Raw genomic sequence first — 23,316 nt, forward strand, 5'->3', positions numbered from 1 at the left:
TCTGTTTATGTCGCTTTTCCATTCCGACGCTTTTTTGGCTTTTCGTTCACGTGATTTTTCACTTCTGAGTGTCAATCAGTTGTGCTTAATTCTAGCCATCATGATTCAAGAAGTCGTCATTGCCTATAGCGTTTACCAACTCACTCAGAATCCACTGAGCCTTGGCATGATTGCCTTAATTGAGTTACTGCCGTTCATTTGCCTCTCCCTGATTAGTGGCGACTGGGCTGACCGCTATAACCGACAAAAAATTGTGCAGTGGAGTTTTAGCTGTAGCACTCTAATTCCATTATTATTTATTGTTCTTTTTTCTCAGTACCAACAACAGCATATTCAACAAAATACACTTTTATGTGGCATTTATAGCCTCATCTTTTGCTTAGGCATACTTAGAGGCATTTACAGCCCATCATTTAATTCATTACGCCCGTTTCTCACCCCAGAGTCAGCCTATAGCAATGCAGCCACTTGGACGGCACTCATTTGGCAAATGGGAGGCATTTTAGCACCCTTATGTGCAGGACTTTTACTCGGCCAACTTGGGCTTGAAAAAACCCTCTTTATTGTTTTTTTCTTATGCTGCATGGGTAGCATCTGCTTATTCGGATTAAGTCCTCGTCAATTCCCTAGCCCGCATAAACAGCATTTAAGCAAAAGCTTAAAAGAGGCCTATGTGTTTATCTTTAAACATCCACTGATGTTTTGGAGCATGTTGCTGGATCTCAGCGCCATGCTTTTTTGTAGTGTCATTATCTTGCTGCCTATTTTTGCACACGATATCCTGCATCTAGGCGTTGAAGGCTTAGGCATACTCAGAGCTGCACCTGCGATGGGTGCCTGTATCATGATGTTGGTGCTGACCTGTTATTCTCCAATGCAAAATGCATGGAGAAACATGCTCTATAGTAGTTTTGCCATTGCTTTGTGCACTTTAGCTTTCGCACTATCCTCCCATCTTTGGCTCTCAGTCTTCTTCCTTGTTTTGATCGGCGCCTTTGATAGCATCAGCATGGTCATTCGCCAAACCTTATTACAACAGCTCCCACCGAAAGCACTATTAGGGCGTGTAGCAGCTTTAAATGGCATCTTAGTGACTTCAGGCAATCAGCTGGGTGCACTACACATGAGCCTGATGACGCGTTATTTTTCTGTGGTGCCAGCCGTCCTTATTGGTGGGACACTATGCTTAATGATTTGTGGTCTAAGTTCAACTCGTACGCGACATTTACTCAGAGTATCTCCAACACGGAAAAAGCATGCTACCGCCACAAGAAGCGAATAGCATGTTAAGCTTCAAATCCTCTTTTAATACGATGTGAGTTTTCAATAGAGCAAATTATGAAACTGATTCTCCCCTTTTCACACACTCTCTATACCAAACTCTATTCTCTCGTACTATTCGTGTTGCTGGCTTATTGCCTATTTAATGCAATCTATAGTGTGATTATTGGTGGAAAAAGCGCGTACCTTTTTAGTGGTCTGGTTTTAATTTTTCAAACCATCCTTGTTTTTAAAGCATCATTAAATAAAAAGATCTATAACGTTTTGGGATTGATTGGACTTATTTTATGTCTGGTTTATTTACATCATTGGGCATTTCTTTTTCAGCATGAAAGTATTGCGATTCTTCCCTCAGTCATACTCGCCCTACTTAGCTTAGGCTATTTTTCACAGCAACATTTGCGTTTAAATCTATTGAAGGTGGCTTTACTTTTTGGGCTGTTTATACTGGCTTATACGCAATACCATGACTTGAACACTCTACAAAACTACTATAATAGCTTGCATACAGGCGAAACATGGCAACAGTATGGTGCTTTATAAAACCTAAAAATACAGCCTAGTTTTCTCAGTATGACATAAGTTTTAAATACAAAAAAAGCCAGCAATAGTGCTGGCTTGATTCTTTTAGACTTTAGCGATGGGTATGGATTGACATTACAATACCCATACTGGCCAACATAGTAATCACCGCCGTTCCACCATAACTCATCAACGGTAAAGGATCACCTGTTACTGGTAAAATTCCGCTCACCATCCCCGAGTTTAACAATACGAAGAAAAAGAACGTTAAGCCCACAGCACCTGCATATAAACGACCAAAATTATGAAAGCTATTCATCCCAATAATCAAACAACGAATAATAATTGCGGCAAATAAGCTAAACAGCAAAAACACCCCAATAAAACCAAACTCTTCCGCATAGGTCGACATAATGAAATCGGTATGATGCTCTGGCAAATATCCCAAATGTGACTGTGTACCTTCAGTGAAGCCCTTACCCATTAAGCCACCTGAACCAATGGCAATCTTGGATTGGATAATATTCCAACCCGCACCCAATGCATCTGACTCAGGATCAAATAAAGTGAGCACTCGCTTTTTCTGATATTCTTGTAAAAAGAACATCCACAGCAAAGGTGTAGCAACAGCCAAAGCACCACAGGCCAAAGCAATCAGACGCCAAGAAATACCACTGAGGAAAATGACACACACTCCGGGAATCAAGAGACCTAAGTTTAAGTCAGGTTGCAAAGCAGCCAATAAAAACGGCAACATCATGATGCCCAACGAAATCACAATGTGCATAAACTTCGGTGGAAAAGCACGACCTGCGAAGTACCACGCCATCATTAAAGGCATAGCAAACTTCATAAACTCAGAAGGCTGCATACTGCCTATACCCGGCAGACTGATCCAGCGCCTTGCTCCCATTCGAGTTTCACCCACAACCAAGACCAGTACCATCAAAATCACTGCGAAGATGAAAAAATAAGGACTAATGGCCTGATAGACTTTGGGTGGAATTTGCGCACAGATAATCATCACAATGAAGCCTACAGCAAAACTGGTGGCTTGGCGAAATACCATACCCATATCTTGTGCTGAGGCACTATAGATTACCAGCAAGCCCAAAATGGCATTTAAAATAAGAAAACATAAAAGCCATGGATCTAAATGTAGTTTAGCCCAACGAGATGAGTCATGTTTAATGCTTCTGCCGTCACGTAAAGACTGACGTAAAAAACGATACTGTTGTGATGGTATCATTTGCGTAATTTGAATGAGCTAAAGACAGGGCAAATTATAAGTTTAAAGTGTTTTAGATAACATCATTCAAACCCATATTTCTGTAGTTTTCGCCCAATAAATCCAATTATTTTTTTATTGTGCCGCTAAAATAAGTCGTGCAAGCTCTAGGTCATCAGGATAGGTAATTTTAATATTATCAGAACGGCCTTGTACGACTTGAACTGGTTGACCTACAAACTCCAAAGCACTAGCTTCGTCGGTAATGACTGCATTTGCTGCAAGTGCATGCTCAATGGCTGACTTCAAAACACCCAGTTTAGCAATCTGTGGGGTTTGTGCCTGCCAAAGCTGTGAACGGTCAATCGTTTCTTGAATATTTTGCGCTGAGACCACTCGCTTTAAAGTATCCCTAACAGGAATCGCTAAAATCGCCCCTGTATTGAACTGAATAGCAGTATCAACCAGTTGCCATAGACAATCCTGCGTTACACATGGACGTGCTGCATCATGCACAAAGACCCAGTCGTCAGCATTAGCGATTGTGGAAAGATAATTGAGCGCATTGAGCACCGAGTTTACACGCTCAGCACCACCTTCACAGAAATGTGCTTTTTCCATATTGGTAAAAGGCAAACTTTGAGCGACATCATCATCTGAACCAATCGCCAAAACATAGCCTTGTAAAGGTAAATGATTTAGACGAGAAACCGTATGCTCAAGCACAGTTTTTTGACCAATCATTTGGTATTGTTTCAGTTCTGATTTAGAGAAACGACTTCCAGAACCTGCAGCAGGAATAATCGCCCACAATTTATGGGGTAGCTGGAGGGAGTTCAGGCTCATCGTCTTCATTGGTCCGCAAATCAATTTGGGCGTTCGGATTAATATAAACAGGTTTATATTGAGTACTGATGGTACTCATTTGAATAAACGTTTCTCGCGGTTTAATTAAACCCAAGTCTAAGCGCGCATGCTCTTCAATGGCCTCAATACCATTCTTCAAATCATACACTTCTGCCGCCAAGACACGATTACGTTCTTTTAAGTCGTTATTAATTTCAGTTTGTTGTTGGATTTTTTGTGTGAGTTGTAAATGGTCTTGATAACCACCCTCACCAAACCAGTATAAATACTGAAACCCTGCGATCAAAATGATCGCAAGGCCTAGTAGTACTTTACTCATCAACGAGTCGAATACATTGAACATTGACATCAGTCGCTTAGTTTAAACCTTTAAACTCAGCTTTACCGCGGTAAGCAGCATTTGTCAATTCTTCAATACGAAGCAATTGGTTGTATTTCGCTACGCGGTCAGAACGGCAAAGTGAACCTGTCTTGATTTGACCAGCAGCAGTACCTACCGCAAGATCCGCAATAGTAGAATCTTCAGTTTCACCAGAACGGTGAGAGATTACTGTAGAGTAACCATTTGCTTTCGCAAGGTAGATTGCATCTAGAGTTTCAGTCAACGTACCGATTTGGTTGTATTTGATTAAAATAGAGTTACCTACTTTCTCATTAATACCACGTTGAAGGATTTTTGGGTTTGTAACGAACAAGTCATCACCCACCAACTGGATTTTATCACCAAGGATAGATGTCAAGTAAGACCAACCTTCCCAATCTGACTCATCTAAACCATCTTCAATAGAGATAATTGGATATTGGTTTACAAGGCCCGCTAAATAGTCAGAGAACTGGTTGCTTGTGAATGCTTTATTGCCTTCACCAGCAAGGATGTACTGACCATTTTTGTAAAATTCTGAAGATGCACAGTCAAGTGCAAGCATAATATCAGAACCTGCTTTGTAACCAGTTTGACCAATCGCTTCAAGAATAACAGTGATCGCTTCTTCGTTTGAACGTAAGTTCGGTGCAAAACCACCTTCATCGCCTACAGCAGTGTTTAAACCTTTTTTGTTTAAAACTGATTTTAGAGAATGGAAGATTTCCGCACCCGCACGAAGCGCTTCAGAGAATGAAGTAAAACCTACAGGCTCAATCATGAACTCTTGGATGTCTACGTTGTTATCTGCATGCGAACCACCATTGATGATGTTCATCATTGGTACAGGCATAGTCAAAGTAGTTTGACCGCGTAAGTCTGCGATGTATTGGAAAAGAGGAATTTTCTTTTCATCAGCAGCAGCACGTGCAGCAGCTAGCGATACCGCTAAAGTTGCATTTGCACCCAATTTTTCTTTGTTTTCAGTACCATCAAGTGCGATCATCGTGTTGTCGATGTCTTTTTGTTCAAATACTGATTTACCCACTAGAGCATCACGGATCAAAGTGTTTACGTTATTAACCGCATTTTTAACACCCTTACCCAAATAGCGTGCTTTGTCGCCATCACGAAGTTCTAAAGCTTCACGAGAACCAGTTGAAGCACCAGATGGTGCACATGCACGGCCAACTACGCCAGATGCTAAGATTACGTCTGCTTCGATGGTTGGGTTACCACGAGAGTCCAAAATTTCACGTGCACGGATGTCAACGATTTGGCTCATGAACAATTCCTCAGTAGATTAATAACGAGATGCTTTAGATAGCACCAATGAGTTTATAATTTAGTGTGTATCTAACTTTTTGAAACCTTTAACCAAGGTATCCAATTCTTTGAGTTGTGCTAAGAATGGCTCAAGCTGAGACATACGTAATGCACATGGACCATCACACTTGGCTTTTTCTGGATCTGGATGTGCTTCCAAGAATAGACCAGCTAGACCTGTTGCCATACCTGCACGAGCGAGCGTCGTGATTTGCGCACGACGACCACCCGCAGAATCCGAGCGACCACCTGGTGTTTGAAGCGCATGAGTCACATCAAAAAACACAGGGACATTCATTTCTTTCATGATGTCAAAGCCCAACATGTCTACAACCAAATTGTTATAGCCAAATGCTGAACCACGTTCACAAATAATGAGTTTGTCATTTCCTGCCTCTAAACACTTATGCAAGATATGACGCATTTCGTGTGGTGCAAGAAATTGTGCTTTTTTAATGTTGATAATGGCATCTGTTTTTGCCATCGCTTCAACCAAATCAGTCTGACGACTCAAAAAAGCAGGAAGTTGGATAATGTCTGCAACTTCAGCTACAGGTGCAGCTTGGTAAGGCTCATGTACATCTGTAATGATAGGCACATTGAAGTGTTTTTTAATGTCAGCTAACCACTCAATTCCTTTTTCTAGGCCTGGACCTCGAAACGAGTTCAAGCTCGAACGGTTGGCTTTATCAAAGCTCGCTTTAAATACGTAAGGAATCTCCAAACGCTTACAGATATCGACATAAGTCTCTGCAATTTCAAAAGCCAAGTCTTTAGACTCAAGTACATTCATGCCGCCGAATAGTACAAATGGCAAGTGGTTTGCCATTTGTATATCGCCTAAACGTACAATTTCTTGTGGTTTTAATTGTGACATTTAAACTTCCTAGTTTATTTATTAACCCAGATTACTTTGCTTTTTTATGCTGTGTTTTAGCAGCGTCAATAAAACTAGCAAATAATGGGTGTCCATCACGTGGTGAACTTGTAAATTCTGGGTGGAATTGTACAGCAATAAACCAAGGATGTTGAGGAATTTCAACTGTTTCTACCAAGTGCTGCACTGGTGAGTAACCAGAAACTTTCATCCCAGCCTCTTCAAGCGCAGGAATAAAACGGTTATTCATCTCATAGCGGTGACGGTGACGCTCAATAATGTCTGCTGAACCATACACTTCACGTGTTTTTGTGCCTTCAACCAATTCTGATTTTTGAGCACCCAAACGCATCGTACCACCAAGGTCAGAATCAACATTACGCTGTTGAACTTCGCCGCGCTCATCTAACCATTCAGTAATGAGACCAATTAATGGAGATTTTGTTGAACGGTTAAATTCAGTAGACGTTGCATCACTAATGCCAGCAACATTGCGCGCATATTCAATCACAGCCAACTGCATACCTAAACAGATACCTAAGAATGGAACACCGTTTTCACGTGCGAATCTAATCGCTTGCATTTTCCCTTCAGTACCACGCTCACCAAAACCACCTGGCACCAAGATTGCGTCCATATCTTTTAATACTTCGCTTACATCTTGGCTTTCAAGTTCTTCAGCATTGACATAGTCAATTTGCACTTTAACGCGATTCTGAATGCCTGCATGTAATAGTGCTTCATTGACAGACTTATAAGCATCTGGCAGTTCAACATATTTACCCACCATTGCAACACGTACAGTGTATTCAGGGTTAAGTAATGCCTCTACGACATTATCCCAGTCCGTCAAGTCAGCTTCAGGCAAGTCGTTAAAACCAAAACGTTCACAAATTAAATCATCAACATTTTGTTCGTAGAAGGTACGTGGAATTTGGTAAATGCTACGCGCATCTTTACACACCACAACTGCACGTGCTTCAACGTTGGTAAACAAAGCAATTTTACGGGTCGTGTCTGCATCAACATCGTGTTCAGTACGACAGATTAAAATGTCGGGTTGAATACCAATTGATAGCAGTTCTTTTACCGAGTGCTGCGTTGGTTTTGTTTTCAACTCTGCCGCAGATTTGATATATGGAAGCAAAGTTAAGTGCATAAGCATGGTGCGCTTATGACCTAGCTCAACCATGAGTTGACGTACAGATTCCATGAATGGGAGAGATTCGATGTCACCTACTGTGCCGCCAATTTCAACAATCGCAACGTCATAACCTTCGCCGGCACGAAGTACACGCTCTTTGATGTTGTCTGTAATGTGTGGAATAACTTGAACAGTTCCACCAAGGTAGTCACCACGGCGTTCTTTATTTAAAACGTCTTGGTATACGCGACCAGAAGTAAAGTTATTTAACTTGGTCATTTTCGCACGACGCAAGAAACGTTCGTAATAACCCAAGTCTAAATCGGTTTCTGCACCATCCTCTGTGACAAAAACTTCACCATGTTGGAATGGGCTCATAGTCCCTGGATCGACATTAATGTATGGATCCATTTTTACCATGGTTACTTTTAATCCACGGGCTTCTAAAAGCGCAGCAACTGAAGCAGCTGAAATACCTTTACCTAGTGATGAAACTACACCACCAGTCACGAAAATAAAATGGGTCATTGGGTTTCTCGTACAATCGAGCCTAATTCGGCCTGCAATGTTGCGCAATTTTACTTTACCTTGCACCAATAAAGCAAAGTCAATCCGCATCAATTCATAGAACAATAAACAATTGGATATTCTATCAGCATTTGGCAGATAAAATTAAGCTAAGTTCATAGGATTTTCATCTTGCATTTTGCTGTTATACTAGTGAAATCCCTCAAACACTCAATTTTGTGTAATTATGAATAAAAAACTTTTAATTTGTGGTGCAATTGCAGCAGGTTTACTATTAACAGCATGTGTAAAGAAAGAAGCACCTAAAGAAGATGAACAAGAACAAGTTGAAGTAACAACAGAGCAACAACAACCTGTTGAACTTCAACCCTTAGAAGCATCAGAACCTGAGATTCCAGCACAAGTTGAAGTGATTCGCGAAGAAACGCCGAATACCACCACTGAAATACGTCGTGAAACACCAGCACCTGCTCCAACAGCAGAGCCTGCACCTAAAGCAGAGGCACCAAAGGCTGAAGAAAAACCAACGCAAGCGCGCCCAAGCAATACAAACCCAAATACACAAACTGAAGATGATGCAGTTGCAGCTGCCATTGCAGCAGCGACGCCAGCTTTAGAAAACTAATCATCTCAATACTGATGATCATAAAAAAACCCGATCTCAATCGGGTTTTTTTATTGTTACCTGATAACTTATAAATAGTCTTTTAATTTTTCTGCAAGAAAGTCGATAAACAAGCGAATACGTTTGGGGACATAATTTTGCTGATAATAAACCGCATGTATTTTTTGTTCATGTATTTTTATTTCATTTTCAAATAAAGCGACAAAACGCCCTTCCTGAATATCTTTTTCAACCATAAAACGTGATAAACAAGCAATGCCCACACCCTCTAGTGCCAACTGACGGACTGTTTCACCATTGGAACATTTTATTTTCGCCTGAATGGTCAACGGCTCATCCTCAAGCTGAATAGGCCACGTATTTAAATGTGCAGGTTGGCTAAAACCAAGCAAAGTATGTGAGCTTAATTCTACGGTCTTTTTCGGCATTCCTTGTTTTTGGATATATTCAGGGCTTGCCACTATATATAAACGACTTTTACAAAGCAGCTTGGCATGTAAGCTTGAATCTGCCAACTCACCAAACCGAATCGCGACATCGGTTTTATGTTCAAGTAAGTCTATGACCTGATCATGATTGGTAATTTCTATATCAATTTTTGGATGACGCTGCATAAACTCCTCAATCAGCGGCACAATCACATGCAGTACAAAAGGCGTTGCTGAATCAATCCGAATTAAACCAGACGCCTCCGCATCAGTATTTTGCAGACTCTCTTCAGCTTCGGTCAGATCAAGTAAAATCTTACGCGCCTTTAGCAGGAACTGCTGCCCTTCATAAGTCAGCTTGAGCTTCCGTGTCGTTCGCTCCAGCAAAGTCACATTCAACTTCGACTCTAAACGTTGCAAGGCACGGCTAACACCCGATGTGGTTTGATCCAACTGCTGCGCAGCTTTGACAATAGAACCACTATCAACAATGCTCACAAAAGCCGTTAATTCTTCTATGGTTGATTTCATGTTCAATTATTGATTATTAGTCAATAATATTTTGCAAATTACCCAGTTTTTAAGCAAGACCTTTTTCTACAAAATGGCCTCATTCCATGAAACAAGTTATCGAGTAAAAAATGAATATCGTTCCTCAATTCGGCGTAGGCACTTTCCGTTTAACAGGTGATACCGTCATTCAGTCTGTGAAAACTGCACTAGAAGTCGGTTATCGCGCAGTCGATACTGCACAAATCTATGGTAATGAAGCCGAAGTTGGTCAAGCTATTGCGCTGAGTGGTATCAATCGTCAAGATCTTTTTCTCACCACAAAAATTTGGACGGAAAATTATTCAGCAGAAAAATTGATTCCAAGCTTAAAAGAAAGTTTGCATAAACTAAAAACCGATGCAGTGAATCTAACCTTGATCCACTGGCCTGCCCCAAGTACAGGTGTAAATATTGCAGAACTCATGCAGAATTTATTGGAAGCAAAACAACAAGGTTTGACCGAACACATTGGTATTTCTAACTTCAATATTGAGCTGACGCAACAGACAATAGAGAGTATTGGGTTAGAAAATATCGCAACCAACCAAATTGAACTCAGCCCCTATCTACAAAACCATAAGTTGGTTGATTTTCTCCAAGCCCAAAACATTGATGTCACTTCATATATGACACTGGCTTACGGTAAGGTTTTGCATGATCCAATTCTAATGCAGATCGCGCAACAACATCAGGTATCCACTGCGCAAATTAGCTTAGCTTGGGCATTACAACGTGGTTTTGCAGTCATACCCTCTTCAACCAAACGCGAACACTTGATGTCCAACTTAAAGGCACAAGAGATTCAACTCTCGACTGAAGAAATGATAGCAATTACGCAATTAGATCGAAATCAACGTGAAGTGAATCCTGAAGGATTAGCTCCCATTTGGGATTGAGCATCGCTATGAAAATTAATTTTCCGCTTTTGGCGCTTGCAGTGGGTGCTTTTGCCATTGGAACCACCGAGTTTTCACCCATGGGCTTTTTGCCTGAAATTGCCAATGATTTGTCCGTTTCAATTCCACAAGCTGGACTGCTGATTAGTGCCTATGCAGTAGGCGTCATGATTGGGGCTCCGCTCATGACCTTATGGCTGGCACGCTTTCCTAAGAAAACAGCTTTAATCCTATTGATGGCAATTTTTACGATCGGAAATGTGTTGGCAACCGTTGCGCCTGATTATATAAGCCTGATGGGAGCACGTTTAATGACCAGTTTAAACCATGGCGCATTCTTCGGTTTAGGTTCAGTCGTAGCCTCAAGTGTAGTGCCTAAAGACAAACAAGCCAGTGCGGTCGCTATGATGTTTATGGGCCTCACTATTGCCAATATTGGCGGTGTCCCACTTGCAACGTGGCTCAGTCAAAATACCAGTTGGCGCGTGGCTTTTACTGCAATTTCAATCTTAGGCATCATGACCATGTTGGCACTATGGAAAGCGCTTCCACAAGATCACGATGTGGTTAAACCGAATGTGGCAAAAGAATTGCGTGTTTTAACGCGTGCGCCTGTTCTACTTGCCTTACTAACCACGGTCATGAGCGCGGGCGCCATGTTTGCGTTGTATACCTACATTGCTCCGAGCCTACACGTATTTATGCATGCATCACCACAAACCATCACATTGATGTTGGTTTTAATCGGGATCGGTTTCTCGATTGGTAACCATTTTGGCGGAAAGTTTGCCGATCTATCCTTAGAGAAAACCCTGATAGGCTTCCTTGTCCTGTTAATGCTGATGATGCTTATTTTCCCTGTACTAGCGCAAACAACTACTGGTGCAGCGATTGGCTTGGTGATTTGGGGTGCGGCGGCATTTGCGGTTGTACCGCCACTGCAAATGCGCGTCATGTCGGTCGCAGAAGATGCGCCTGGACTCGCCTCTTCAGTCAACATTGGTGCGTTTAACTTAGGTAATGCCTTAGGTGCCTTTGCAGGTGCAACGGTACTGAGTCTGCAACTCAGCTATGCAGCAGTTTCATATACAGGTGCCGCGCTCAGCTTTATGGCCTTGATCTTGGTTTTGCTACAGATGAGGTTCGGTCTCAGCAAGAAAACCTGTGAAGCCCTTTAAGCCATTACACTGCTGAACCAATCAAAAAGACCTACACTGCTGTAGGTCTTTTTATATTTAGTGTTTTTGTTGTTCCAGTTTCAAAAAGTCCGCAATCAACTTGGTTGCCCAAGACTCGGTATTGAGCGCCCCTTCATAGAAACCACAATGACTGCCCTTTTTCGTCGTCACTACAGCAATATTCGGCATTTTTTGAATCATATCTTTATACGGTTCAAAGTTCTTAATGTGACAGACAGGATCATCCTCTGCATTTAAAATCAGCAATGGAATGGCGACATTTTCAAATACATAGATTGGATTTGTGGCTTGGTTATAACTGTCATAGTCTACATAACCCGCCATTTCATAATAACTCGACTCAAATTCGGCCAAGGTTTTGGTCATTAAGACTTGAGATACAGAAGCTGTTTGTTGCCACGTTTGTTGGTAAGGAAAAATAAATTTCTTAAACAGTTTCTTGGTCATGACTTTACTGTAAAAGGGATGCACATTTACAAAACCCAACTCCGTATTATAGCCTGGACATAAGGCAAAGGCCGCTTTAAAAGGGGTTTGACTCCCTTCTTCACCTAAGTAACGCACTAAAAGCCCCGTGCCCGCAGAAGAACCTACGGCAAAAAGAGTTGAAGTTGGAAATGTGCTTTGAATAAAGGCAATTTGTTCACGTAAATCATCAGTTGAACCGAAAAGATTCATTTTCGGTACAGGCATAGGTAGGTCAGCATGACCACGACGTAAACAGAGTGCAATGCGCCAACCTGTATAGCGATTTAAGTCACGTACCACCTCACGCATACTTTCAGGCGAACCTGTAATCGTATGCATGATCACAACCGTTGGCGTTGCTTCAGGTAAGTCATAACCGAACCACATAATGCCTGTGACCCCACCGTCTTGCATCTCTAATTGATCAAAATGATCATATTCCAATTGAATCCGACGCTTGCGAATCACATCAAAATACAAAAGATGGGCATGTGTGTTGGATAACCACGGCGTCGGTCGGTACTTTTGTTGAAGCTGTGGTAGTGCACCTATCGTCTCTTGAATTTCACCTTGCGGATTAAGAAAAAGTTTCGGGTGTTCCGCACCAGTTACTCGATCCAATGCCGTTTGACGTAATTGATTTAGCAAACTGAACACAGCATTCATATCAATACCTTCTTTTCCTATCTTTCTTAGCGATGCATCAATTTTCGTGCCTAACTATAAATAACAAGTCACACCTTTATCATCCAGCTTGAGGTGCAAACGCTGCCATTCGCTGTCCCATTTGTACAGCTAAGGTCTCTAGCCCCGACTTAGGACGGATCATCACTTCAAAATCTACAATTTGACCTTGCTCATTAAAACGAATCATGTCAATCCCTTTGAGCTTTTTTTCGCCGACATTGGCTGAAAACTCAAGGACGACACTTAAACCATCTTCTGTAAAAAATTCACGGTGGTAAGTAAAATTTTCAAAAACCTGAATCACATTACTTAAAATAAAAAAAACAACTTGCTTCCCTGAGTAAGGATTAAAAGCCACTGGAGAGCGAAACACGACATCTTCGGCCAAGAGCTCACTTAAAGTACTCATATCACGGTTGTTGATCATCTCATGCCAACGTTGCAGTGCTTGTTTTGTTATTGCTATGCTCATTATTCTATCCCTATGAATTTGAATGCTTTTAATAAAGCAAATGAAGACAGTTTGACCTTCTAGAAAAGGTAGAGGTGAGGAAAAATACTCATATTTCTGACAACACCTCTCATCCCCCTCTTTAAAGGAGAGGGACTTGTTTACAATTTATTCAACTGATTCAAAAATGATGATGCTTTAAATAGTTGCAGCTAATTCAGCGCCTTGACGAATTGCACGCTTTGCATCTAACTCACCCGCTTCTTTTGCACCACCAATTAAATGCACATTCTTACCATCTGCTTTTAACTGATCATACATAGCTGTGTAAGACTCTTGACCTGCGCAAATAATGACATTATCCACTTCTAATACTGTTGGCTGATCATTGACAGTAATGTGTAGTCCTTGATCATCAATCTTGTCGTAACTTGCACCTGCAATCATTTTTACATCACGATGCTTCAAACCAGTACGGTGAATCCAACCTGTCGTTTTACCCAAGCCTGCACCTACCGCATTCGACTTACGCTGCAATAAGTAAATTTCACGCTCAGACTGCTCAACGCTAGGCTGTTTTAAACCGCCGACATGTGCATAACTGGTATCAACACCCCATTCATCATAGAATTTTTCAGGGTTTAGACTACCGCTTTCACCTTCATGGCTTAAATATTCTGCTGTATCAAAACCAATCCCACCTGCACCAATAATGGCTACACGGCGCCCAACAGGTAAACGCTCTTTAAGTGCTTGGATGTACGTTAGCACTTTTGGATGATCCACACCCGGAATGTTCAATTCACGCGGCGTCACCCCTGTCGCAACAACGATATCGTCATAATCTGCATCTTGTAGTTCTTCATAAGTTACTAAATGATTAAGAACCAAACGGATATTAGGTTGCAACTCTATTTTACGTTTAAAATAACGAATAGTTTCGTAGAACTCTTCTTTGCCCGGAACCGTTTTTGCAATATTAAACTGTCCACCAATTTGATTGGCTGCATCAAACACTGTCACTTGATGCCCACGCTCAGCAGCATAAGTAGCAAAGCTTAAACCTGCAGGGCCAGCACCAATCACTGCGATATTTTTCTTTTCTGCACTTTCTTTAAAAATCAGTTCAGTTTCATAGCATGCACGCGGGTTGACTAAACAGGTCGCAATTTTCATCGAGAAAATATGATCTAAACACGCTTGGTTACAGCCGATACAGGTATTGATTTCATCACTACGACCCTGCTCTGCCTTAAGGACAAACTCTGAATCAGCTAGCATTGGTCGTGCCATAGAGATCATGTCTGCGTGACCTGACGCCAATACATGCTCAGCCATTTCAGGAGTATTGATACGGTTTGACGTAATCAATGGCACTTTGACAATGCCTTTTAATTTTTCAGTTACCCATGTAAATGCAGCACGTGGGACTTTGGTTGCAATGGTCGGAATACGTGCTTCATGCCAACCAATCCCTGTATTAATAATTGTTGCGCCCGCTTTTTCAATTTCTTTAGCAAGCTGAATTACTTCTTCTAAGCTTGAACCACCTTCGACCAAATCCAACATGGATAAACGATAGATAATAATGAAGTTTTCACCCACCTCTTCACGTGTACGTTTGACAATTTCTATTGGGAAACGAATACGGTTTTCATAACTTCCACCCCATTCATCATCACGATGATTGGTACGTGCTGCAATGAATTCATTAATTAAGTATCCTTCTGAACCCATGATTTCAACGCCATCATAGCCTGCATACTGTGCCAACTTTGCACAATGAGCAAAATCTGCAATGGTCTGATTCACCTCAGCAGACGTTAAAGCATGTGGCTTAGTAGGATTAATAGGTGCTTGAATTGCAGAAGGTGCAACCAACTCAGGCTGATAAGAATAGCGGCCTGTATGTAAAATTTGCATTGCAATTTTACCACCAGCCGCATGCACAGCTTCCGTAATCACTTTATGTTTTTCAGCTTCTTCACGGCTATCTAACTTTGCACCACCTGCAAAAGTTAAACCTGCATCATTCGGTGAAATACCACCTGTTACGATCAGTCCTACACCACCTGCTGCACGCTCTGCATAGAATGCGGCCATACGATTATAACCGTTTGGTGCTTCCTCTAATCCAATATGCATAGATCCCATGAGTACACGGTTTTTTAATGTGGTAAAGCCTAAATCTAAAGGCGCAAGTAAATGCGGATAATTAGACATATATACTCCTTGGCGTGCTTTCGCTGGCTGGTATTTTAAATACAAGGTTAAATCAAACTATTTAATGCAACAAGTTGCATACTTTTTATCTTTATAATCGAGATTTGTTTTTTATGCAACATGTTGCATAATGACTCTACGTCCATTTTATTTGCGAAATATTACTAAAATGTCATTAGCTCATGTTTTATTGACCAGTTTGATTGAAAAACCAAGTACAGGCATTGAGTTAGCACGTCGCTTTGACCGTTCAATGGGCTTCTTTTGGAATGCAACACATCAACAAATTTATAGAGAACTCAGCGCTATGCAGAGCAAAGGCTGGATCTCAACCATAGAAGAAGATGGTGCAACGTCTAGAAAAAAAACCTATCAAGTTGAACAACTTGGACGCACAGAATTGGCAGATTGGTTGGTAAAACAAAGTCCACCTGCTCAACTAAGAGAAGAAGTCATGGTGAGACTTCGTGTTGAAGCTCAGTTAGGTGGTAACGCTGTCTTACCTGAGCTGGAACGCCATTTAGCCCTACATAAAGAAAAATTACAGATTTACCAAACGATTTTTGCTAAAGATTTTGGACAGGCAGATCCTCATGATCGAACCTTGTATATTCATAAAATGATCTTACAACTTGGGATCAATTTAGAGGTCGGCTGGATTGAATGGTTAGAAACCATTATTCCCACGCTTAAAACATTTGAAAAATAAAAATCATACAAAGGATTGACCATGCCACACTATACGATGCCCGATGGTGAAAAACTCTATGTTCGCGAATTTGGACAAGGCGAGCCTGTACTCGTACTTTCTGGTTTAGGCATGCAAAGCTGGCAATGGCTCCCTTTTTTATTTCAACATCGGAAAAAATATCGTTTTTATATTCCCGATTGGCGTGGCTTTGGTGGTTCAGCACAGTGTCGAATTCCAAAACTAGACGCTATCTCTAGCCATTGGCAAGATTTAAATTGTTTTTTAGAACAACAAACACACCATCAATTTCGTGTTATTGCCTATTCTATGGGGGCCACCACAGCTATGCATGGCCTGCAATACGGTCACTTTCAAAAACATGTACATAGTTATCTACACATTGACCAAACCCCTAAACTTTGCGTAGATGCAGAATGGTCACATGGTCTATTTGCAGAAAAACATAAAGATTTTAAAACCATCTTACAAAACATTACGGAACTTTTGGCACAAAATACTCAGTACAATTTGGTGTCTGAACTAAAGCCAACGACTCGCACACAACTGGTCGACTATTGGTTCGCGTTTATACAACTGCAAGCCAAGCCATCTCGAAGCACAGTTTTATTTCAAAAAGCTTTTCAACAACCACGCTTACAGAAGTTTATGCTTCCTATTCAGCGTTTAGACTATATGGCTTGGTACATCCATAATTATCTTTACCATCAAGAAGATTATCGTCTCGCGCTGAGTCAGATTGACCGTCCCACCACATTCTTTATAGGGGAGATGTCTAAGCTCTATCCTTCGCAAGGACAAAAACTGATTGCATCAAGCGTACCTTATGCCAAAACAGTGATCTTCAAAAAGTCAGGGCACACACCGCTGTTAAGCGAACCGCTCAAATTTTCCAAAGAAATTATACGTTTCCTCAACGCTACGAATGTTTAAGTGTTTATCGTATTGTCAATCAACTGATGAATATGTTAGAAAAACTCAAAATAAATACAATTGATCATTCCATTGTAATAACAAAAATAAGACTGATAAAAACATCAATGCTTAGAAATCAAAAGAGGCATCTCTTTGAGATGCCTCTTTTTATGCTGCATAGGTCTGCTTGAGATAAGCAACAATATCCGCTGACTCAAACAATGCCGTGCCTGTATTCGGATCGATGAGATAAGGCACTTGAATATCACGCCCCATCACTTGCACAACTTGCTCACGCTTTCCACCTGCAAGTGGGACATATTTGCCTGGCTTTAAGCGTAGTACGGCAGGACCTTGATCTTGCCAACGTTCTTTCGGCACATTATTAAATTTAAATGCTAACTCCAGTTCAGTCAGCAACCCCCGCACAACACGTGTATATGGACTGGCTTCAAATCCCCACAGTTGAAGCAATTGTTCAGGTGCGGCACGATTTTTAATTTTTTTATTCAACCAAACACCACGCGCGCCATTTACCAACGTGCCCACATAAGCGACATAAGGTGTTTTAGGATAATGTGCATACTTTTTCGGCGTGTTACCACTTCGACCATACTGTGCAAATAAATAGTGAATGATGTCTTCTGACTCGTACAACTTGGTATCTGTATTTTCATCCACCAAGAATGGAAACTGAGTCTTACCACCTAACTTTTTCACTAGGGGACGATATTTAGTACCCCCCTTAGGACATGGATAGACTTCATAATCCAAATTGAGCAAAGTCAACACTTCACGCACACGGCGACAGTATGGCGAACCTTCAAATTCATAGAGCTTTAAAGCTTGCTCTGGTTGGTTAGGATACGGAGTTCCCGTTACACCACGCCCACCTTGAGTCAGTCCCGAAAAAAGAGCTTGAATCACTTTAATTTGATGCTTCACCATAATGTACGTCCCTATGTTGTATTCAGGTCACCATGAAAAAGTTTTTATACTTCTACTAATTTTTCTTTTGAAATCACAATACCGTTATTATCTGCATAGATATAGTCACCTGATTGAATGCTGACTCCACCAAAATGCAAGTCAATATCTACCTCACCTACACCTTTACGCTGACTTTTTTGCGGGATAGCAGCTAAGGCATGTACACCCAAGTCTAATTCAGCAATGGCGTCAACATCACGCACACAACCATAAATCACCACACCATTCCAATGATTTTTCACAGCCGATTCAGCAATTAAGTCCCCCATCAATGCGCAGCGCATCGAAGCTCCACCATCAACAACCAACACCTTACCTGCCCCCTCAGTTGCGAGAAGCTCTTTCACACGAGAGTTATCTTCAAAGCATTTCACTGTCACGACCTGACCCGCAAAGGTTTTGCGTGCGCCATAACTTTGAAAGAACTTACCATCCATGGATGGCGTTACCACTTGTAAATCAAGCTCAGGATGATCATCCAATAAATCACATGTCACAAATGCTGTCGTCACCACACTTCCCCTCATTTTGTCTTTTGTATGCGTAAATTATCATAGATTTCAAATTTATTGGTCTGCGTTTGAGCAGCCTCCACCATAGTATGAGCCACTTGCTCTGCTGTCACTGGCTTATATTTAAAATGATTCGGTATAAAGTGCGAAAGTTTCAAATAGCCTTTTTGGAAAATATCTTCAAGTAAACGATTTTCACTACGTTGGCCAATCAATAAAGACGGTTGTAATATACTTACTTTATCTAGCCCAAGCCCCCGAATCGTATCTTCAAGCTCGCCTTTGACTCGGTTATAGAACAGTTTTGAATTTGCTTGTGCACCTAAAGCACTGATCAACAAATAATGCGTTTTGGTTAAAACAAATAATTCAGCAAAATGCGCATTCACTACATAGTCTATGGCATAGAAATTTTCTTTAGAGCCTGCTTTTTTCAGTGTTGTGCCCAAACAACTAAAAGCATGAGTAAAGCCTTGTACATCTTCATGGTTTAGCAAGAGAAAGTCATCCAGCTCAAGTTGCTGTACTTTATCGTACCGATCGAGCTCAACATTATGTCTTCTAACTACCGCTAAAATTTTGCTACAATCTTCGAGTTGCTGTAATTGTTGAATCAGGTTTAAACCCACTAAACCTGTTGCTCCAATCACAATCGCTTGTTCTATATTTTGTGTCATTTTTATACAAACTCCCATGTAGATGGCTAATCTTAACGTTTCTTTAAAATTTTTATGTATCTTAAATATGGTCAAGGCATGTCAAGACTTGACTTCATGGCGTATATTAATCAAAATATGGCACTTGTTTACGGGCTGGTGATTGTTCTTCTGATGTGGTTTTCAGTTTGAATTTCAGCCCGCCCAGACCAATTTAATTCAAGGAGTGCACGAGTGGCAAACTCTGCTCAAGCTAAAAAACGTGCTCGTCAAAACGTTAAAGCACGCAAACACAACGCTAGCTTACGTTCTATGGTTCGTACATACATCAAACGTACAGTAGCTGCTATCGCTGCTGGTGATCATGCAGTTGCTTCTGAAGCATACAAAACTGCTGTACCAGTAATTGATCGTATGGCTGATAAAGGTATCATCCATAAGAACAAAGCTGCTCGTCATAAGAGCCGTTTAAATGCACAAGTTAAAGCTTTAGCTAACTAATTTATGCATTAAAAAAAGCCCTTTTTAAAGGGCTTTTTTTGTATCTAATTTTCCCTACGGTCGCTCATATCACTTTTGATGCATGTATCTGATACATAAACCTGTCTATTTGTTATATAGAAATAGAACATCACAGTTATTCAAACCCATCCAAATATTAACTTACAAAAAAAAGCCCCCTGCCGAGAGCTCTCTTTTAATTTCACTTTAAAATACATTACTCACTTAATAACGTACTTAATTCACAGATCCAGTTTTTAAGTGTTTCACTAAAATACCAATGTTTTTTGAGCTTGCTCCAGCCAAAATCAAACTTATATTTTGGTTCAGCATCGTCCACCTTTGATTATTATTACCAGAGCAACTGTATCGAATTGCAATTTGACGATTATTCACCAAATTACCAGTATTCAAATCTAGGCATTGTCCAGCTTGCTTAATGGCAGAAGTCGATACATCCATTGACCACACTTGTGCTGAGTTATTCTTCACACACTCCGTGAGAGTTACTTTTGCACTCCCTCCATTGCCTGTTAAACACTGCCCGATTATAGCCTTATTATGAATACGACCTAAGCCATCATAAACCCATTGTTCCGTATCATCACCCACACAGCCCGATGGCCCACTAATATAAACATCTATATTCTGGCCGGATGTCAACTCGGTTTTTAAGCAGTTTTTATTGTTTTTCAATAATGCACTTTGCTCAAGCGGGCTATCTTGTTGCAAGCCTAATTTCACAACAAAAGTATTCATTGCATCAACAGCTGCAGATAGCTCTTTGGTTAAATCGTCATAGTAGACATTTATCCAACGGTTTAAACGCATCAATTTGTTTTCTTGCTCTTCATAACGCACCAATTGCTGTTGAGCAGCTGCGCTCATTTCATTCTTATAAGACTTATAAGCTTGATAAAGCATTAAACCATTTGGAGGTAAAATAATCATATTGTTTGTCGCTTGGTTAAGTAGCTCTTGTTCAAGTAGTGGCAACTCTAAATCACGTAAGGCTTTATAGCCTTGAGCCTTTCCAATTTTTACCGCAGGCGTAATCACCGTAGCATATTGTGGAATCACAATGGTTGATAATAATTTTGCCTCCGCATTGGCTTGCTTACAGTATAAATCAACTTTTTGTGGCTGCTCTGCAAGCGCTAAGTTGACATGCAATTTATTGGCATTACTGCCTAAGCGTGTCGGGGCTAGAGCGATATTGTTCACTGTCTTTGGATACTGTACATTTAACCAACATGCAGCCTGACCCAACGCCGTGTTGGCTACAGGTAAATCATAGACATTACCCCAGTTTGAGCGTGCTGCTGGATATAATAATCCAACTTGGGCTACCGGATCGTAACCACCTAAAATGGTCAATACAGGTTCGCCAAAGATTCGTGGACGTAGATAGTTTTGCTTTGGCTGATACCAAACAGGGGCAGTAGAATCTGGCATGATTGGCTGTGCCACGTCCATCTGACGTGTGACTTCATTCCACTTTTTATAACCTGTAGGCGAGCTCTTATCCCAAACATAACGGTTAAAGTGTGGTTGAATTTTCAAGTAGGTACTATAACCCGTATAGTGGGTATAGCGTGAAACTGAGCTTGATGCATAACCACCAGACATGGCATCTCGGCTATGTGGATATAAAGCCAAGAAGTTCGCAATTCCTGTGGAAGCCGCCCATAAGTCCTTGCTATTCCAAATCAAATTACCCCGCATCATATTCCGATACGGAATATAGCCCCAGCCACTGTCAGCATGATGAGAAGTCCAAAACTGATTCTCACCTTCCTGCCCTGGATAATGTCCAAGTCCATAATGATGCCCTATTTCATGGCTAAATTCGTTGCCAACCGAATCATATAAGGTCAGCATGCCATTCCCCCCACTTAAACCATGAGTACTTTCACCATTGGCATATTTCCCACGACTATGATGTGCAACCACCGTTTGAGTTAACTGAGGCTGACTTTGGCTAGCCATTGAGGCACTGGTGACACCCCAATTCGCCAAGTTGATTCCTACACTAAAAGTCGATTTACCAACATTTTCACGCATGTCACCTTCATACACACCACCTTGATCCGCACTTGCTGTATCGTAAATAGTTCCATCCGCAATCATGACCCGATCAAGCTGAATATCATCATATTTTGCAATAGTCATTTCAGCAGCAGGGATTGTTTGGAAGTAATCCGAACCTGCACGTACTGGATCATTCAACATATAGTGCCCTGTAGCGACAGGCGGTGCTGTTAGCATCCCGATACGAATATTGTTTAAGACCAACTCTCCTGGAGAGGCAAAATCAATTTTATCTTGCGTAATTTGTCCTTGACGGCCAGTAGAGTCTTTCAGTTGAATACTCAACCCTGGACGAATTTCATCCCAATTGAGTCGCGCACTCCATGCACGCTGACTATATTGCACTCGAGCCCGATCATCAGTATTGGTCTGATCTGATGCAGGAATCTGTGTTGGGTCATCCAGCTCAATGGTTCTTAACCATTGGTTATTCATATAAATATCTGCTCTCAGACTCTCAATTTCCCCCATAGCATCATTTGGCGTAACTAACAACAACGCTTCTTTTTCCATCGTTAGACGTGGCATTTTTTTACTTTCATTGCCATTTGGATCAACCACATGACTCTGACCGAATTGCAACATAGCCTCAAAACTACCAGTTAAATCGTTACGGATTACGCGTGTATTCGCGTTTGCATCGTAATCAAAATAACCCAAGGTATTTGAGTCTGAAACATCATGTGTAGGCTCAGCATAAGGTGTTACGACAGGTACTGTGGAATCTTCAACTCCTTTATCCCCATCATCATGACCACCGCCACCACCACATGCTACGAGCATCAGCGTCACAACACAGAGGCTTAACTTACAATATATAAACCCATTCGCACTTTTCACAACTTTCCCCAAAATCATCACAAAAAAACTTTAATTTTTTTAAATTTAAACATATAAATCAAAAACTTAATTATTAAACCTGATTTGGCGTTTATATTCAATTCACATCATCTGTTACATAGTGACGAATATTTTCAACTCTGGAAAATGCAAGTCCGAAAAATATAAATTCTGTGATACAGCTTAAATTTATAACAAAGAATGCTGAAATTTACAGCTAGATTCTCAGCAATTTACTAGAAAGTCTTTATCAATCAATTTTAAAAATTTGAATCTTTTTTTAGCAGCCTGACTTGTCGCTCTCATTTTCAGATTCGTAGCGATTAAAAACATAATTCCATAAAAATAATATGGTATTCTGTTTTCCTACAATGAAACCAGATAAAACCTGCACCTGGGGGAATAAAATGATCAGCAAATTTCTGCCAACACTCGACAA

Annotated in this window: 22 protein-coding genes; 8 read left to right on the forward strand and 14 right to left on the reverse strand. The window is 40.9% G+C overall.

Annotation, left to right across the window (positions count from 1 at the left end):
- Positions 1-7: 7 nt before the first annotated feature.
- Positions 8-1,282, forward strand: coding sequence for an MFS transporter (locus GBI16_RS11260; RefSeq protein WP_151707094.1), 1,275 nt, complete (start codon positions 8-10; stop codon positions 1,280-1,282).
- 56 nt (positions 1,283-1,338) lie between these two features.
- Positions 1,339-1,824 (forward strand): hypothetical protein, encoded by a 486-nt coding sequence (locus tag GBI16_RS11265; RefSeq protein ID WP_151707095.1) that lies wholly within the window; start codon positions 1,339-1,341, stop codon positions 1,822-1,824.
- 91 nt (positions 1,825-1,915) lie between these two features.
- Here GBI16_RS11265 and rodA read toward each other — a convergent pair whose 3' ends face one another.
- The 6 genes from rodA to GBI16_RS11295 form a co-directional block, all read right to left on the reverse strand.
- Positions 1,916-3,052, reverse strand: a complete 1,137-nt coding sequence (gene rodA, locus GBI16_RS11270) for a rod shape-determining protein RodA (RefSeq protein WP_086207582.1) — start codon at positions 3,050-3,052, stop codon at positions 1,916-1,918.
- A gap of 114 nt (positions 3,053-3,166) precedes the next feature.
- Positions 3,167-3,877, reverse strand: a complete 711-nt coding sequence (gene ispD / locus GBI16_RS11275) for a 2-C-methyl-D-erythritol 4-phosphate cytidylyltransferase (RefSeq protein ID WP_404814600.1) — start codon at positions 3,875-3,877, stop codon at positions 3,167-3,169.
- On the reverse strand, positions 3,846-4,247 hold the full coding sequence (locus GBI16_RS11280; protein ID WP_086207584.1) for a septum formation initiator family protein: 402 nt from the start codon (positions 4,245-4,247) through the stop codon (positions 3,846-3,848). Before GBI16_RS11280 ends, ispD begins: the two co-directional genes overlap by 32 nt.
- 7 nt (positions 4,248-4,254) lie before the next feature.
- Positions 4,255-5,544 (reverse strand): phosphopyruvate hydratase, encoded by a 1,290-nt coding sequence (gene eno / locus GBI16_RS11285; protein WP_110974122.1) that lies wholly within the window; start codon positions 5,542-5,544, stop codon positions 4,255-4,257.
- 60 nt (positions 5,545-5,604) lie between these two features.
- The gene (kdsA, locus tag GBI16_RS11290) at positions 5,605-6,462 is read right to left on the reverse strand and encodes a 3-deoxy-8-phosphooctulonate synthase (RefSeq protein WP_086207586.1); all 858 of its coding nucleotides are present in this window, start codon (positions 6,460-6,462) and stop codon (positions 5,605-5,607) included.
- 31 nt (positions 6,463-6,493) lie between these two features.
- Entirely contained in the window at positions 6,494-8,134 is a 1,641-nt protein-coding gene (locus GBI16_RS11295) for a CTP synthase (protein WP_086208223.1), read from the reverse strand.
- Positions 8,135-8,360: 226 nt separating this feature from the next.
- Here GBI16_RS11295 and GBI16_RS11300 point away from each other — a divergent pair, with 226 nt between their 5' ends.
- The gene (locus tag GBI16_RS11300) at positions 8,361-8,759 is read left to right on the forward strand and encodes an internalin (RefSeq protein ID WP_119062816.1); all 399 of its coding nucleotides are present in this window, start codon (positions 8,361-8,363) and stop codon (positions 8,757-8,759) included.
- A gap of 68 nt (positions 8,760-8,827) precedes the next feature.
- Here the strand turns inward: GBI16_RS11300 and GBI16_RS11305 are convergent, their stop codons facing one another.
- A complete protein-coding gene (locus GBI16_RS11305; protein WP_010326969.1) occupies positions 8,828-9,718 on the reverse strand; it encodes a LysR family transcriptional regulator in 891 nt (296 codons plus the stop codon).
- Positions 9,719-9,828: 110 nt separating this feature from the next.
- On the opposite strand from GBI16_RS11305, the gene dkgB reads away from it, so the two are divergent.
- Complete coding sequence (gene dkgB / locus GBI16_RS11310) at positions 9,829-10,635, forward strand: 2,5-didehydrogluconate reductase DkgB (protein ID WP_151707096.1); 807 nt, start codon at positions 9,829-9,831, stop codon at positions 10,633-10,635.
- An 8-nt stretch (positions 10,636-10,643) separates the two neighbouring features.
- Entirely contained in the window at positions 10,644-11,813 is a 1,170-nt protein-coding gene (locus GBI16_RS11315; protein ID WP_086207589.1) for an MFS transporter, read from the forward strand.
- A 57-nt stretch (positions 11,814-11,870) separates the two neighbouring features.
- Here GBI16_RS11315 and GBI16_RS11320 read toward each other — a convergent pair whose 3' ends face one another.
- The 3 genes from GBI16_RS11320 to GBI16_RS11330 form a co-directional block, all read right to left on the reverse strand.
- Positions 11,871-12,968, reverse strand: a complete 1,098-nt coding sequence (locus GBI16_RS11320; protein WP_151707097.1) for a YheT family hydrolase — start codon at positions 12,966-12,968, stop codon at positions 11,871-11,873.
- Between the two features lie 79 nt (positions 12,969-13,047).
- On the reverse strand, positions 13,048-13,461 hold the full coding sequence (locus GBI16_RS11325; protein ID WP_151707098.1) for a nuclear transport factor 2 family protein: 414 nt from the start codon (positions 13,459-13,461) through the stop codon (positions 13,048-13,050).
- A gap of 177 nt (positions 13,462-13,638) precedes the next feature.
- Positions 13,639-15,663, reverse strand: coding sequence for an NADPH-dependent 2,4-dienoyl-CoA reductase (locus GBI16_RS11330; protein WP_151707099.1), 2,025 nt, complete (start codon positions 15,661-15,663; stop codon positions 13,639-13,641).
- A gap of 169 nt (positions 15,664-15,832) precedes the next feature.
- Between GBI16_RS11330 and GBI16_RS11335 the strand changes: the two genes are divergently transcribed.
- Both GBI16_RS11335 and GBI16_RS11340 read left to right on the forward strand, forming a co-directional pair.
- Positions 15,833-16,372 (forward strand): PadR family transcriptional regulator, encoded by a 540-nt coding sequence (locus GBI16_RS11335; protein ID WP_086208224.1) that lies wholly within the window; start codon positions 15,833-15,835, stop codon positions 16,370-16,372.
- Positions 16,373-16,393: 21 nt separating this feature from the next.
- Positions 16,394-17,305 carry an alpha/beta fold hydrolase gene (locus GBI16_RS11340; RefSeq protein ID WP_151707100.1) on the forward strand — a complete coding sequence of 304 codons (912 nt, stop codon included), beginning with the start codon at positions 16,394-16,396 and terminating at the stop codon, positions 17,303-17,305.
- A gap of 150 nt (positions 17,306-17,455) precedes the next feature.
- Here GBI16_RS11340 and GBI16_RS11345 read toward each other — a convergent pair whose 3' ends face one another.
- Genes GBI16_RS11345 through GBI16_RS11355 form a run of 3 tightly spaced genes read right to left on the reverse strand, consistent with a single transcriptional unit; the run spans position 17,456 to position 19,466 of the window.
- Positions 17,456-18,235, reverse strand: a complete 780-nt coding sequence (locus GBI16_RS11345) for a glutathione S-transferase N-terminal domain-containing protein (RefSeq protein WP_151707101.1) — start codon at positions 18,233-18,235, stop codon at positions 17,456-17,458.
- A 44-nt stretch (positions 18,236-18,279) separates the two neighbouring features.
- Positions 18,280-18,792 (reverse strand): ribonuclease E activity regulator RraA, encoded by a 513-nt coding sequence (gene rraA / locus GBI16_RS11350; protein WP_086207595.1) that lies wholly within the window; start codon positions 18,790-18,792, stop codon positions 18,280-18,282.
- Positions 18,793-18,800: 8 nt separating this feature from the next.
- Positions 18,801-19,466 (reverse strand): nucleoside-diphosphate sugar epimerase, encoded by a 666-nt coding sequence (locus tag GBI16_RS11355; RefSeq protein ID WP_151707102.1) that lies wholly within the window; start codon positions 19,464-19,466, stop codon positions 18,801-18,803.
- Between the two features lie 213 nt (positions 19,467-19,679).
- On the opposite strand from GBI16_RS11355, the gene rpsT reads away from it, so the two are divergent.
- Positions 19,680-19,946 (forward strand): 30S ribosomal protein S20, encoded by a 267-nt coding sequence (gene rpsT / locus GBI16_RS11360; RefSeq protein ID WP_086207597.1) that lies wholly within the window; start codon positions 19,680-19,682, stop codon positions 19,944-19,946.
- Between the two features lie 237 nt (positions 19,947-20,183).
- Here the strand turns inward: rpsT and GBI16_RS11365 are convergent, their stop codons facing one another.
- Positions 20,184-22,895 carry a M66 family metalloprotease gene (locus tag GBI16_RS11365; protein ID WP_151707103.1) on the reverse strand — a complete coding sequence of 904 codons (2,712 nt, stop codon included), beginning with the start codon at positions 22,893-22,895 and terminating at the stop codon, positions 20,184-20,186.
- Positions 22,896-23,316: the final 421 nt, after the last annotated feature.

Source organism: Acinetobacter sp. TUM15064, from assembly GCF_008980265.1.
Lineage (GTDB): Bacteria > Pseudomonadota > Gammaproteobacteria > Pseudomonadales > Moraxellaceae > Acinetobacter.

What these genes read in the sequence shown, in the direction of transcription:
- GBI16_RS11260 (WP_151707094.1), top strand. Translation starts at nt 8, where the DNA reads ATGTCGCTTTTCCATTCCGACGCTTTTTTGGCTTTTCGTTCACGTGAT.
- GBI16_RS11265 (WP_151707095.1), top strand. Translation starts at nt 1,339, where the DNA reads ATGAAACTGATTCTCCCCTTTTCACACACTCTCTATACCAAACTCTAT.
- rodA (WP_086207582.1), bottom strand. Translation starts at nt 3,052, where the DNA reads ATGATACCATCACAACAGTATCGTTTTTTACGTCAGTCTTTACGTGAC.
- ispD (WP_404814600.1), bottom strand. Translation starts at nt 3,877, where the DNA reads ATGAGCCTGAACTCCCTCCAGCTACCCCATAAATTGTGGGCGATTATT.
- GBI16_RS11280 (WP_086207584.1), bottom strand. Translation starts at nt 4,247, where the DNA reads ATGTCAATGTTCAATGTATTCGACTCGTTGATGAGTAAAGTACTACTA.
- eno (WP_110974122.1), bottom strand. Translation starts at nt 5,544, where the DNA reads ATGAGCCAAATCGTTGACATCCGTGCACGTGAAATTTTGGACTCTCGT.
- kdsA (WP_086207586.1), bottom strand. Translation starts at nt 6,462, where the DNA reads ATGTCACAATTAAAACCACAAGAAATTGTACGTTTAGGCGATATACAA.
- GBI16_RS11295 (WP_086208223.1), bottom strand. Translation starts at nt 8,134, where the DNA reads ATGACCCATTTTATTTTCGTGACTGGTGGTGTAGTTTCATCACTAGGT.
- GBI16_RS11300 (WP_119062816.1), top strand. Translation starts at nt 8,361, where the DNA reads ATGAATAAAAAACTTTTAATTTGTGGTGCAATTGCAGCAGGTTTACTA.
- GBI16_RS11305 (WP_010326969.1), bottom strand. Translation starts at nt 9,718, where the DNA reads ATGAAATCAACCATAGAAGAATTAACGGCTTTTGTGAGCATTGTTGAT.
- dkgB (WP_151707096.1), top strand. Translation starts at nt 9,829, where the DNA reads ATGAATATCGTTCCTCAATTCGGCGTAGGCACTTTCCGTTTAACAGGT.
- GBI16_RS11315 (WP_086207589.1), top strand. Translation starts at nt 10,644, where the DNA reads ATGAAAATTAATTTTCCGCTTTTGGCGCTTGCAGTGGGTGCTTTTGCC.
- GBI16_RS11320 (WP_151707097.1), bottom strand. Translation starts at nt 12,968, where the DNA reads ATGAATGCTGTGTTCAGTTTGCTAAATCAATTACGTCAAACGGCATTG.
- GBI16_RS11325 (WP_151707098.1), bottom strand. Translation starts at nt 13,461, where the DNA reads ATGAGCATAGCAATAACAAAACAAGCACTGCAACGTTGGCATGAGATG.
- GBI16_RS11330 (WP_151707099.1), bottom strand. Translation starts at nt 15,663, where the DNA reads ATGTCTAATTATCCGCATTTACTTGCGCCTTTAGATTTAGGCTTTACC.
- GBI16_RS11335 (WP_086208224.1), top strand. Translation starts at nt 15,833, where the DNA reads ATGTCATTAGCTCATGTTTTATTGACCAGTTTGATTGAAAAACCAAGT.
- GBI16_RS11340 (WP_151707100.1), top strand. Translation starts at nt 16,394, where the DNA reads ATGCCACACTATACGATGCCCGATGGTGAAAAACTCTATGTTCGCGAA.
- GBI16_RS11345 (WP_151707101.1), bottom strand. Translation starts at nt 18,235, where the DNA reads ATGGTGAAGCATCAAATTAAAGTGATTCAAGCTCTTTTTTCGGGACTG.
- GBI16_RS11355 (WP_151707102.1), bottom strand. Translation starts at nt 19,466, where the DNA reads ATGACACAAAATATAGAACAAGCGATTGTGATTGGAGCAACAGGTTTA.
- GBI16_RS11365 (WP_151707103.1), bottom strand. Translation starts at nt 22,895, where the DNA reads ATGATTTTGGGGAAAGTTGTGAAAAGTGCGAATGGGTTTATATATTGT.